The organism is Bradyrhizobium sp. LTSPM299, assembly GCF_000938235.1.
Classification (GTDB): Bacteria; Pseudomonadota; Alphaproteobacteria; order Rhizobiales; family Xanthobacteraceae; genus Bradyrhizobium.
The window spans coordinates 58,002-70,293 of record NZ_JYMU01000005.1 but is presented as its reverse complement, the minus strand read 5'-3'; the positions used below and the strand labels follow the sequence as shown (position 1 = coordinate 70,293).

The 12,292-nt window shown below is 64.2% G+C and carries 11 protein-coding genes; 7 read left to right on the top strand and 4 right to left on the bottom strand.

The features are described from left to right. Nucleotides 1-12: 12 nt before the first annotated feature. The 6 genes from scpA (at nucleotide 13) to UP10_RS00435 (ending at nucleotide 6,561) form a co-directional block, all read left to right on the top strand. Complete coding sequence (gene scpA / locus UP10_RS00460) at nucleotides 13-2,169, top strand: methylmalonyl-CoA mutase (RefSeq protein ID WP_044585579.1); 2,157 nt, start codon at nucleotides 13-15, stop codon at nucleotides 2,167-2,169. A 43-nt stretch (nucleotides 2,170-2,212) separates the two neighbouring features. Next, nucleotides 2,213-3,001: an RsiV family protein gene (locus UP10_RS00455; RefSeq protein WP_044585486.1), complete on the top strand. Its 789-nt coding sequence runs from the start codon at nucleotides 2,213-2,215 to the stop codon at nucleotides 2,999-3,001. An 86-nt stretch (nucleotides 3,002-3,087) separates the two neighbouring features. After that, a complete protein-coding gene (locus UP10_RS00450; RefSeq protein ID WP_044585485.1) occupies nucleotides 3,088-3,402 on the top strand; it encodes a nucleotidyltransferase family protein in 315 nt (104 codons plus the stop codon). Continuing rightward, a complete protein-coding gene (locus UP10_RS00445) occupies nucleotides 3,403-3,741 on the top strand; it encodes a HepT-like ribonuclease domain-containing protein (RefSeq protein WP_044585484.1) in 339 nt (112 codons plus the stop codon). A 45-nt stretch (nucleotides 3,742-3,786) separates the two neighbouring features. After that, nucleotides 3,787-4,773, top strand: a complete 987-nt coding sequence (gene meaB, locus UP10_RS00440; RefSeq protein WP_044585483.1) for a methylmalonyl Co-A mutase-associated GTPase MeaB — start codon at nucleotides 3,787-3,789, stop codon at nucleotides 4,771-4,773. Between the two features lie 417 nt (nucleotides 4,774-5,190). Next, on the top strand, nucleotides 5,191-6,561 hold the full coding sequence (locus UP10_RS00435) for a TIGR03808 family TAT-translocated repetitive protein (protein ID WP_044585578.1): 1,371 nt from the start codon (nucleotides 5,191-5,193) through the stop codon (nucleotides 6,559-6,561). Between the two features lie 4 nt (nucleotides 6,562-6,565). Here UP10_RS00435 and UP10_RS00430 read toward each other — a convergent pair whose 3' ends face one another. The 4 genes from UP10_RS00430 to UP10_RS00415 form a co-directional block, all read right to left on the bottom strand. After that, entirely contained in the window at nucleotides 6,566-7,048 is a 483-nt protein-coding gene (locus tag UP10_RS00430) for a TIGR03809 family protein (RefSeq protein WP_044585482.1), read from the bottom strand. Between the two features lie 552 nt (nucleotides 7,049-7,600). Next, the gene (locus UP10_RS00425) at nucleotides 7,601-9,379 is read right to left on the bottom strand and encodes a S8 family serine peptidase (protein WP_044585577.1); all 1,779 of its coding nucleotides are present in this window, start codon (nucleotides 9,377-9,379) and stop codon (nucleotides 7,601-7,603) included. A gap of 37 nt (nucleotides 9,380-9,416) precedes the next feature. Then, a complete protein-coding gene (locus UP10_RS00420) occupies nucleotides 9,417-10,130 on the bottom strand; it encodes a hypothetical protein (protein WP_044585481.1) in 714 nt (237 codons plus the stop codon). Next, entirely contained in the window at nucleotides 10,127-10,696 is a 570-nt protein-coding gene (locus tag UP10_RS00415; protein WP_044585480.1) for a sigma-70 family RNA polymerase sigma factor, read from the bottom strand. Before UP10_RS00415 ends, UP10_RS00420 begins: the two co-directional genes overlap by 4 nt. A gap of 430 nt (nucleotides 10,697-11,126) precedes the next feature. On the opposite strand from UP10_RS00415, the gene UP10_RS00410 reads away from it, so the two are divergent. Further along, nucleotides 11,127-12,275 (top strand): GGDEF domain-containing protein, encoded by a 1,149-nt coding sequence (locus UP10_RS00410; RefSeq protein WP_044585576.1) that lies wholly within the window; start codon nucleotides 11,127-11,129, stop codon nucleotides 12,273-12,275. Nucleotides 12,276-12,292: the final 17 nt, after the last annotated feature.

The window sequence follows — 12,292 nt, the reverse complement described above, 5'->3', positions numbered from 1 at the left end:
ATGATGGACAACATGAGCCGCATACCGAACTTCGCCGATATCGCGTTTGAGAAAATCAGCGGTGGCGCCCTGGCCGGAAGCGCCGAGCCATGGCTGACGCCCGAGGGCATTCCGGTCAAATCCGCCTACAGCGAAGCCGACCTCGAAGGCATCGACTTCCTCGAGACCTGGCCGGGCATCGCGCCCTATCTGCGCGGCCCCTACCCGACCATGTATGTCAACCAGCCCTGGACCATCAGGCAATATGCCGGCTTCTCCACGGCGGAGGATTCCAACGCCTTCTATCGCCGCAACCTCGCGGCGGGACAGAAGGGTCTCTCGGTCGCGTTCGATCTCGCCACCCACCGCGGCTATGACTCGGACCATCCGCGCGTCACCGGCGACGTCGGCATGGCCGGCGTTGCGATCGACTCGATCTACGACATGCGCACGCTGTTCTCAGGCATTCCGCTCGACCAGATGAGCGTGTCGATGACCATGAACGGCGCGGTGCTGCCGATCCTCGCGCTGTTCGTCACGGCCGCCGAGGAACAGGGCGTGCCGCCGGAGAAACTGTCGGGCACCATTCAGAACGACATTCTGAAAGAGTTCATGGTGCGCAACACCTATATCTATCCGCCCTCGCCCTCGATGCGGATCATCTCCGACATCTTCGCCTACACCTCGCAGAAGATGCCGAAGTACAACTCGATTTCCATTTCCGGCTATCACATGCAGGAGGCCGGCGCGACGCAGGACCTCGAGCTCGCCTATACGCTGGCCGACGGCGTCGAATATCTGCGCGCCGGGCTCGCTGCAGGCCTCGACGTCGACCGCTTCGCGCCGCGGCTGTCGTTCTTCTGGGCTGTTGGCATGAACTTCTTCATGGAAGTCGCCAAGTTGCGCGCCGCGCGGCTGCTCTGGGCCAAGCTGCTCAAGCCGTTCAACCCGAAGGATCCGCGCTCGCTGTCGCTGCGCACGCATTGCCAGACCTCGGGCTGGTCGCTGACCGCGCAGGACGTCTTCAACAATGTGATGCGCACCACCATCGAGGCGATGGCGGCAACGCAAGGCCACACCCAGTCGCTGCACACCAACGCGCTCGACGAGGCGCTGGCGTTGCCGACCGACTTCTCCGCGCGCATCGCCCGCAACACCCAATTGTTCCTGCAGCAGGAGAGCGGCACCAACCGCATCATCGATCCCTGGGGCGGCTCCTACTATGTCGAGCGGCTGACCCGCGACCTCGCGGCCAAGGCCTGGGGTCATATCCAGGAGGTCGAGGAACTCGGCGGTATGGCCAAGGCGATCGAGGCCGGCGTGCCGAAGCTGCGGATCGAGGAAGCATCGGCCAAGACCCAGGCCCGCATCGATGCCGGCCGCCAGGCCGTGATCGGTGTCAACAAATACAAGCCGGAGAACGAGAAGCCGATCGACGTGCTGAAGGTGGAGAATTCCACCGTGCGGCGGCTGCAGATCGACAAACTGGCGCGACTCAGGAAAGACCGCAACCAGAAGGACGTCGACGCGGCGCTGGCGGCGATCACCCGAAGCGCGGGCGAAGGCAGCGGCAATCTGCTGGCGCTGGCGATCGACGCCGCACGGGCGAAAGCGACCGTCGGCGAGATTTCGGACGCGATGGAAAAGGTGTTCGGCCGGCACCGCGCCGAGATCAAGTCGATCACCGGCGTCTACAAGCGAGAGGCAGCGACCATGTCCAACCGGGTCGAAAAGGTACAGGAGTTGATCGACGCTTTCGAGGAAGCCGAGGGCCGCCGCCCCCGCATCCTGGTCGCCAAGATCGGCCAGGACGGCCACGACCGCGGCCAGAAGGTGATCGCATCCGCGTTCGCCGATGTCGGCTTCGACGTCGATATCGGACCGCTGTTTGCGACCGCGGACGAAGCCGCCCGCCAGGCGGCCGAGAACGACGTGCACATCCTCGGTGTCTCCTCGCTCGCCGCCGCGCATCTCACCGCGGTGCCCGAGCTAAAGGCCGCGCTGAAGAAGCACGGCCGCGAGGACATCATGATCATCATCGGCGGCGTGGTGCCGCCACAGGATTACGATGCGCTCTACGCCGCCGGCGCCGAAGCTATCTTCCCTCCGGGCACAGTGATATCAGATGCCGCCGAGGAGCTGATCCACAAGCTCAACGCCCGGCTCGGCCACAGCGAGGCGGCGGAGTAGCGTCGCCGCGTTCGCCGTCTTCCCACTCAAAAGGAATTTTTCTATGCGCGCCGCTCGCTTCCGAACGCCTGCCCGCATCTTGGGCCTTGCCGGCATACTTGCTTGCCTCGGCCTGCCTGCGCTTGCGGCCGATCCTAAGCCGGATGCATCGATCAAGAACAAGAGCGTCGAGGCCAACGTCTATCTCGACGACAAGGTCAAGGCGGATGCCGCCTTGGCCGCCGATTGTCTGGCCGAAGGCAAGAAGTGGATCGACAAGAACGCCGCCGAGGCCGCGGCCTCGCGCAAAGAAGATCCGCAGTCCTTCAAGGATGGCGGCTGGTCGTTCGAACGCAGATACGCCGTCCACTCGGTCGTCGACGGCCGCTACGTCAGTATCCGGCGCGACGACGACATGGACAACCGCGGCGCGCATCCGAACTCCGACGTCAACACCATCCTGTGGGATGCGACCGAGAAGAAGCGCATCAGCATCCGACCCTTCTTCACGGAGACCGCCGACGACGGTCCGACCATGAAGGCGATGTTGCAGGCCGTCATCACCTCGCTGAACGCCGAGAAGAAGGAGCGCGACGCCGGCGAGACTGCAACGGCGGAGTGGTACAAGGACCTGAAGCCGACTCTGCTCAAGATCGGCGCCGTCACGCTGACGCCGTCGACGGAAGCGGGCAAGAGCTCCGGCCTGACCTTCCACTATCCGCCCTATGCCGTCGGCCCCTATGCCGAAGGCCAGTATGTCGCTTTCGTACCGTGGAAGACGCTGAAACCGTATCTGACGCCGGAAGGCACGAAGATCTTCGGCGGCGCGCAGCCGAAGGCTGACGCGGACTAGCAATAATCGCTCCATTGGGCCATCGGACGGCAGGCATTCCCGCCCGGATGCTGTGCGGCCCGCCGCGGATGTGCTAATATCGCTCCATGACTGAAGTCGCGGACATTCCTCTCGAAACCGTCATCGGCCGATTGCGTGACATCGCTCCCGCGCTGAGAGCCGAGGGCGTCACGCGACTGACCCTGTTTGGGTCGCGAACCCGTGATGACGCGCGTCCTGATAGCGATCTCGATGTACTCGTCGAGACCACGGCTCGTGGTGAATTGCCTCGGTTTGACTTCTTCAAGGCCATGCACCTGATCGAAGACGCAACGGGCCTTCAGGTACAGCTATCGATGCGCGAACTGCTCAAGCCGCGCGTCGCGGAACGAATTTCCGATGATCTGATCGAGGTCTTCTGAATGCCGCCTACCGTAGAGGATCGGCTGAGGGATATTCTGGAAGCCATCACCGAAATTGAGGGCATTGTCGCCGGTAGCAACTTTGAACAATTTTCCACTGACAAAGTGCGCCGTCTGGCGACCGAACGTTTGCTTGAGATCGTCTGCGAAGCGTCGCGAAGAATTCCGGACAGCGTCAAGGATCCCGACGTCGGCATCGACTGGCGAAAGATGATCGACTTTGGCAATGTATTGCGGCACGCATATCACGCGACCAGGGTCGATATCGTCTGGGACATTGTCCGTATCGACCTGCCAGCGCTAAAGGCCTTTGTGAGCCGCAAATTGACGCAACCCTAGGCAACCTCCCCTCGCCCCGGGCATGCGACCATAGTAAGTCAAGGCATGAACCTGCCGAAGCCTATCGATATCCACGCCCTCGCCCAGGAGCTCCGCACCGGCGGCCGCGCGGCGCTGGCGCGGGCGATCACGCTGGTCGAGAGCCGGCGTGGCGACCACCAGGCGGCGGCGCGCGAGCTGGTGCAGGAACTGCTGCCCGACACCGGCAAGGCGGTGCGGGTCGGCATCACCGGCTCTCCCGGCGTCGGCAAGTCGACCACCATCGATGTGCTCGGCATGTTCCTGATCGCGCGCGGCCACAGGGTCGCGGTGCTGGCGGTCGATCCCTCCTCGGCGCGCACCGGCGGTTCGATCCTCGGCGACAAGACGCGGATGGCGCGGCTGGCGGTCTCCGATCGCGCCTTTATCCGTCCCTCGCCATCGTCAGGCACGCTCGGCGGCGTCGCGGCGAAAACCCGCGAGGCGATGCTGTTGTGCGAGGCGGCCGGCTTCGACGTGGTGCTGGTCGAGACCGTCGGCATCGGCCAGTCCGAAACCGCCGTCTGCGACATGACCGATTTCTTCCTGGCGCTGATGCTGCCGGGCGCCGGCGACGAGTTGCAGGGCATCAAGAAGGGTCTGGTCGAGCTCGCCGACATGATCGCGATCAACAAGGCTGACGGCGACAACATCAAGCGCGCCAATCTCGCGGCGGCCGATTATCGCAGCGCGCTGCATATCCTGTCGCCCCGCTCCGAGCACTGGCATCCGCCGGTCGAGACCTATTCGGCGCTGGTGGGCATTGGGCTCGACAGGATCTGGCAGAAAATCCTCGACCACCGCACCGCGATGAACGCCTCCGGCGAGTTCGCGAGCCGCCGCCGCGAGCAGCAGGTGAAGTGGATGTGGTCGATGCTGGAGCAACGGATGATGGCGCGGCTGCGCGCCGATGCCGCGATCCGCGCCAAGGTGAAGAAGATGGAAGCCGAGGTCGCCGACGGCCGCGTCTCGCCCGCGGTCGCCGCCGAACAGATCGCGGAAATGCTGAAGTGAGCGACAAGCTGCGCATCCTCGTCACCGCATAGCGGAACCTCCACGCGCGGCCTGGAGCGCCGTTTTAGTGCGGGGCGAGGAAGGGACACGATTTCGGAATATTGGAAGAATATCCCTGAGTTGCCCGACGTGTCAAGTTGCCTTGTCGAACGCCGGCAGCCGTCCGCTACTTTGCATGGGGTTGTTTTCAATATTTTGGCGGCGCGCGCCCGCGGCCGGGAGTTCCGTCACCATCACCCGCCGTTACGAGGCAGGCCACCCTCTCGTAAACGACGCGCGCTGACCTGCTGTACCCAAGATTAACCCTACCGCCAACAAACGCCCGGCTTCGCCGGCGTGTTCACCAAGCAGCGCCGCATTTCGCGTTACCTAGCGGATACGAAGGTCACCGCTCGCGCCTTCAGCGAGGGCTATGCCATGGACGTCAACCGCCGCCATCTGATCGGAGCATCCGCCGTCGGCGTCGCCGGCGCGCTGGCGATGTCGCCCGAGGTTGCGCGCGCGGCGCCATCGGTCGGGTCGCTCGGACGCGACGTCACGCAATATGGCGTTCGCGCCGGCAGCCCTGACGATCAAACAAGGAATTTGCAGCGCGCGATCGACGAGGCTGCCCGCGCGCAGGTGCCGCTGGTGTTCCCGCCCGGAATCTACCGCACCGGGCTGCTTCGTCTTGCCCCCGGCAGCCAGCTGATCGGCGTGCGCGGCGCGAGCAAACTCGCGTTCAACGGCGGTTTGTCGATGCTGTCGGGCGAAGGTGCCGGCGGCATCGAGCTTACCGGCCTCACGCTCGATGGCGGCAACATCCCGCTGCCAACGCGGCGCGGCCTGGTGCATTGCCTGTCCGGCCGCGACATCCGCATCACCGATTGCGAGTTCACCGGTAGCGGCGGCAGCGGCATCTGGTTCGAGCAGGTGTCCGGCGACGTCAGCAACAACATCTTCAACGACATCGCGGCCACCGCGCTGGTGTCGTTCGACGCGCTGGGCCTGATCGTCTCGCGCAACACCATCAAGGGCACCAACGACAACGGCATCGAGATCCTGCGCACCGCTGTTGGCGACGACGGCACCATCATGGCCGACAACCGCATCGAGGATATCAAGGCCGGCCCCGGCGGCTCCGGGCAGTACGGCAACGCCATCAACGCCTTCCGCGCCGGCAACGTCATCGTGCGCGGCAACCGCATCAGGAATTGCGACTATTCGGCAGTGCGCGGCAATTCCGCCTCCAACATCCACATCACGGATAACAGCGTCAGCAATGTCCGCGAGGTCGCGCTCTATTCGGAGTTCGCCTTCGAGGCTGCGGTCATCGCCAACAACACGGTCGACGGCGCTGCGGTCGGCGTCTCCGTGTGCAACTTCAACGAAGGCGGTCGCATCGCGGTGGTCCAGGGCAATATCATCCGCAACCTGATCCCGAAGCGCCCGATCGGCACCGCGCCTGACGACGATGCCGGAATCGGCATCTATGTCGAGGCTGATACGGCCGTCACCGGCAATGTGATCGAGAACGCCCCGTCATTCGGCATCGTCGCCGGATGGGGCAAGTATCTGCGTGACGTCGCGATATCGGGAAACGTGATCCGCAACGCCTTCGTCGGCATCGGCGTCTCGGTGGTGCCGGGCGCCGGAACCGCGCTGATCAGCAACAACATGATCTCGGAGACCCCGCGCGGGGCGGTGGTCGGGCTCGATCACGCCCGCCCTGTCACCACCGACCTCTCGGCCGGCGGCGCCCAGCAATTTGCGCAGCTGATGATCGGCGCGAACGCCGTGCGGCGCTGACTGTTTACAGCGTGTTGCGCAGCAGCGGATAGCGCGCCTGTATCGCGCTGAGATCGAGCACCGGCGTCGCGAGCATCTCCAGCGGAGGCGCATCGGTCACAGCGGGCGTTTCCTCGAGCACGGCGGCGGCCGTCTCCAGCGCTGCCGTCATGGCCATCATGGTGGATTGAGCCAACGCCGCCGCCTCCGGCTGGCGCTCGCGCACCGGCGAGACTTCGCATGGCGACAGTTTCGACCGCCCGCGACCGAGCCAGGACAAATCGATCGGTGAATTGTCGAGCGAGGCTTCGCGCGACAGCAGTTCGCGCCAGGTGTCGACCGCCGCCGTGGCTTCCCTGATGTTTTCGAGAAAGGCTTCTTCGCTGTGATAGCGGCGCCAACGGCCGGTTTCGAACAGCTCGGTGAGATGTTCCAGCCGTTGCTCGGCAAGGTTGCACCAGCGCGCAACGATCTCCTGGCCTCTGGCCACGTCGGTCCGATGTGTCATTTAACTGCCCGCAGGGAAAGAGACGGACGCAGACGCAACCGAACCGAATCAACTCGACGTGACAGAGATATTCTGTGGAAAAGGTAAATAAAGTCTAACTAAATTCTTAATTGGCGACGGGCGGTGAAGAAAACCCGCTTCAATACGGGGTTTCTCACGATATCCACAGTCAAGCCGTCCACTTGCTTGGTGGCGATGCATCGCGCTTCCCGACGAGTGCTCCCGAATGATCCACCGTTGGGCCTGTCCAGCGGCGTGCGTCCCGACCGGCGCCGCGCCGATGGGGGATTGCACGCCACACCGGGCCCAGCCGTCACACAAGGCTCGTCCAAAAATGAAAGACCCGCCCGGGGGGACAACCGGACGGGTCTAAGCCATATGGGCGCTTGGGGTGGATGGGCGCTCGCGCCGAATATAGCCGTCGGGGAGGGTAAACCGCTCCCACACACATAAGTCGTGACAAGGGCTGCGGACGTTCAAACTCCCAGCGATTTTTTTAACTTTTCCGACCCCGGTTTCGCTGCGCCATTGGCGGGCGTCCGCCGACGAAAATCACTGCGCAGCGGGGCGATTTGCGTCGTTTGCCGCGGATTTGTCTGACGCCATCGACGGCGCCGCATCGATCAAGGCGCGGCTCACGGAAGTGTTATTGCTGTCGGGCGCCTTCGGCGGCTGCGACGGTTTGTCCGAGACGGTCGCAACCGGAACGGCGGGCACCTTGATCGCTGCCGTGACGGCGGCGAAGGCATCCGCCTCGCCCGCTCCGAACAGATTGTCGCGGCCGGGCGCGCCGAGGTCACGGGCGGTGCTCGTCAGGATTGCGCGTACCTCGCTCGGCTTCGCCGCCGGATTGCGTTCCAGCACCAGGGCGGCAATGCCGCTGATGAAGGCCGCGGAGAAAGAAGTGCCCGACGCCATCTGATATTTGCCGTCGGGCGCGGGCAGCAGGATGTCGACGCCTGGCGCCGCCAACGCAATGTAGTCACCGCGGTTCGACGCCGTGAACAGTTTGTCCCTGGCGTCGGTGCCGCTGACCGCGATCACATCCGGATTGGCTGCCGGATAGAGCGGCGGGGATTTCGCACCCGCATTGCCGGCGGCAGCGATCAGCACGATGCCCCTGGCCGCGGCCGCGGCAACACCGCGCGCGATCAGCGCGTCCTTCGGTCCGGCAAAACTCATGTTCACGATCTGCGCGCCGTGCAACGCCGCGTAGTCGAGACTCCTGAGGATCACAAAAGACGTGCTCTGGGCGCCGCTCGCAACTGCACCGAACGCACGGATCGCCAGGATCCGGACCTCCGGCGCGCTCCCCATCAGCTTGGCATGCGCCGCGATCGCGCCCGCGATACCGGTGCCATGAAGATGCGGCCCTTCCTTGCTGCCAAGCGCGTCGAACGTATCCGAGATCGTGTTGGCCAGTTCCGGATGGCTGGCGTCGATGCCGGAGTCGATGACCGCGATCGTCACGTTCATCCCGTGCGCCAGCGTGTGCGCCTGCGGCAAGCGCAGCTGTGCGAGCGCGTATTGCGCCGGATCGCCCTCGCTTGGAACCGCCTGCTGATCCTGCAGCAGGTAGCGATAGTTCGGCTGCACCGAGCGGACGCTGCCGTCGCCGGCGAACTCGCGGCTCACCACGTCCACCGGCCGATTGCCGGCAACGCGGAACAGGCCGATCGTCGCGCCGAGCAGCGAAAAATTCTGCGACGCGATCCGGATCAGGCCGTGGCGCTGCGCGAGCTCGTCAGCCTGAGCATCCGTCAATGCGCCGTCGATTTCGGCCACGAGTTCGTTCGGCACAGCTCGCCGGTCGAGCGCGGCCCGCGCGCCGCCGCCAGTACCGGTCACGGCCTTCCCTGCAGCGCCCTTGCCACTGCCGCCGTCGACCAGGGCGACCGGGTCGTCGGTGCATTCGCCGTCGCGGCCACGATAGGCATAGTCGCAGGCGGGATAGAGATTGGGCGAATAGCGCGCATAGGACAGCGCGGAGCCGGTGGCCAGCCGCGAGGCGGCGATCCTCGATATGGTCGTGACGGGGGGAGCCGATGGCGTCGTGCGTGCGGCAATGGTGCCGCCCACCCTGCCCACAGCGTTGGCGTTCACACTACCCGCAACATTGGCGCCGGCCCTGCCGGCCGCGTTGGCGCCCGCCCTACCCGCGATGTTCGGATTGATCCGCGGCCCGATCGAGACGCGCGGCTCGACACGCAGCGTCGGCGAGCGCATGAAGCTTTGCGCATCCGCCGCTGAATCGGCCAGACATACCAACGGCAACACCGCAATGGCGACGGCCACCGCGGTGCTCTTCCAGCTCAGGTGACCACGGTTCATCGTGTCCTCAACGCGACGCAGAACCGCCAACCGCAGCTTACGGCGTTTCGACCGCGAGGCTGACGATCTTCTCTTTCTGCAATCTGGCGATCAACGCTGCGACGTCGTTCTTGCCCATCGCGCGGCTGCCGAACTGCAGCCGGAACAGGCCGCCCTTGGCGCCATCGACGATCGAGGCCTGATAGGTGTCGAGCAGCGCGGTAATGTCGGCGATCCTGGCGTCCGGCGCAAAGCGCACCAGCATGCGCGGTGGCGCGGCAGCCGTGCCACCGAGATCACGGGTCAGCGGCGTGTTGCGATCGGCCGTATCGAGCGAGGCGGTCTGGAACGAGGCCGGCTGGCTCCCCATCAGCACCGCGCCGATCACGCCCGCCTGCAACAGCAGCACGATCGCGCCAAGACTGGCCGACCAGGCCAGCGTGCGCGGCGACAACTTTGCGAAAAACTCCGAGATTCCGCTCCAGATGCGCGCCGACATCGCCGGCTTGCGTTCGGGTTCGGCATCGATCGCCGCGAATAGCTTCTGCATGGCGCGCGCCGAGGGTGCACCCAGGCTCTCGTTGAGATGAATGGTCTCGCCTAATTCCTCGCGGATGACGGCAAACTGCTTCGCCAGTTCCGGATCGCGTGCGAGCGCGTCCTCGACACGGCGCGCGTCGCGCGCGTTCAGCGTGCCAGCCGCGTGCCACGGCAACAGCATCTCGATCTCGCTGGGCTCTTGATCCAGCATTTTCTTGTTCGCTGCCATCATGGCCAACCTCGCTCGATGCCAGCTACCTTCAGCAGCTCGGCAAGTTTCTTGCGTGCGTAGAACAGGCGCGTCTTCACGGTGTTCTCCGGGATGCCGACGATCTCAGCAACTTCTTCCACGGATTTCTCGTGATAGTAGACAAGATCGACGATTTCCCGATGGTCCGCCGATAGCGCCGTCAGGCACTTACGCAGCGCTTCACCGGTATCCTTCTTCTGCACCACCGTTTCCGGATCGTCGGACGTATCCTCGATCGCGTTCGCGGCCTCATCATCCAGTTCGGCATCCTTCCTGCGCCGCAGCGCAGACAACGCCTTGAAACGGGTAATCGCCAAAAGCCAGGTCGAAACGGCGGATCGTCCCTCGAACTTGCCCGCCTGACGCCACACATCGAGGAAGACTTCACTGATAAGGTCTTCCGCGACCTGCTCATCGCGCACGAGCCGAAGCCCGAAACGAAACACCCTGACATGGTGCCGTCCGTACAGCACCTGCATGGCAAGCCGGTCGCCTTGAGCGATCCGAGCGATCAGAACGTCGTCTGAAGCCGCCTGTGTCGCGCTCAATGGCCGTCTCGCAAGGTTGGTCGGAGGGGGATGGCGCGCGGTTCGACGCGAGAGGCAAGATTCTTCACATTACGGCAATGTCCTGACCGCATGTGTGATCTAGGCCACAGTCGATCACCAGGCCGCGGAGCAACCCACGGAGACGATCGAGGCCCAGAAAACGGTATCATGGTAATGAACACTTTCTCTGATGCCGCGCAATGCGGTGCGACCATAGCAAGGCTTCACCGGCAAGCCAGTACCCACGTGTTGAACCCGCGCCACGCAATGCGTTGGCACACCCGCCCCCGGGCACCTCGGACTAACGGATTTCCCTTAAGAAACAAGGGTGCTGACCGGATTTTAACGGAGCAGATTCGGTTCCAAAAGATACCAAACCTAAAGGCTTTCCCACGTAGATTTTTGCCCGGTTCCACCAATGGCGAAGACCATGGGCAGCGCTGCATCGTCATTTCTCGGCCCGATCGCGGGCGCATTGGAAGGCGGCCGTCCCAAACTGACGGCCGAGCGCCTGGCGCGCCGCGCCAAGCAGCGCCGCCAGATCCAGTCGATGATCGGCAGTTGCTTCGTGCTCGATGCCGTCGTGCTGCTGATCTACGCCCATGTCGGCACCACGTCGGTTTCAGTCGCGACCGGCTATGCCCTGGCCGGCCTCACTCTGGTGGCGGTCTACGTGCTGCTCTCCGAGTTTGGCTTCCACGAGCGCTTCCGCGACCACTACCTGGTCGCAGCGCAATCCGCCGTCAACATGGTAAACCTCCTCGTGTTCGCCTATCTCGCGCCGGAAGTCGGGATATTGTTTCTCTGCAATTTGTTCGTGGTGTTCGGCTTCGGCGCGCTCCGCACCTCGGCGCGCCAGACCTCTATCATCTGGACCGTGATGGTGCTTGGCCTCGCAGCGCTGTTTCTGTGGACCGACAAGCCGATCGGAATGCCGACCGGCACGATGATCGACCGCTTTGCCACCATGCTGGTGTTCGCACTGACCATCGGACGCTGCATGTTCCTCGGCATCTTCTCGAGCTCGATGCAGCAATCGCTCTATCAGAGCGGGGTGAAGCTGAAGGAAGCCTACCGGCGCATCGAGGAACTCGCTGAACTCGACGACCTGACCGGCGCCTTCAATCGCCGCTGCATCATGCGCATGCTCGAGGAAGAGATCACGCGCTGCGCGCGCAACGGCAGCTCCTGCGCGATCGCGCTGATCGACCTCGACCATTTCAAGCGCATCAACGACCTCTACGGCCATCCGATCGGCGACGAGGCGCTGCGAACCTTCGCCATCAGCATGTTCGCCAATATCCGCAGCATCGACCGCTTTGGCCGCTACGGCGGCGAGGAATTCCTTCTGGTGCTGCCCGACCTGTCCCAGGACGACGCCACGCGCGCGCTCGAGCGGCTCCGCGCGATCATTGCCGATCTCGACTGGAGCGCGTTCTCGCCCGGTATGCAGGTGACGATCTCCGCAGGCGTCGCAACGCTGCGTCAGAACGAGACCTCCGATACATTGCTCGCCCGCGCCGACCGCGCGCTCTACACAGCCAAGGCCCGGGGACGCAATCGCATCGCCGGCGCCTGACCACCCCATTTCCATAT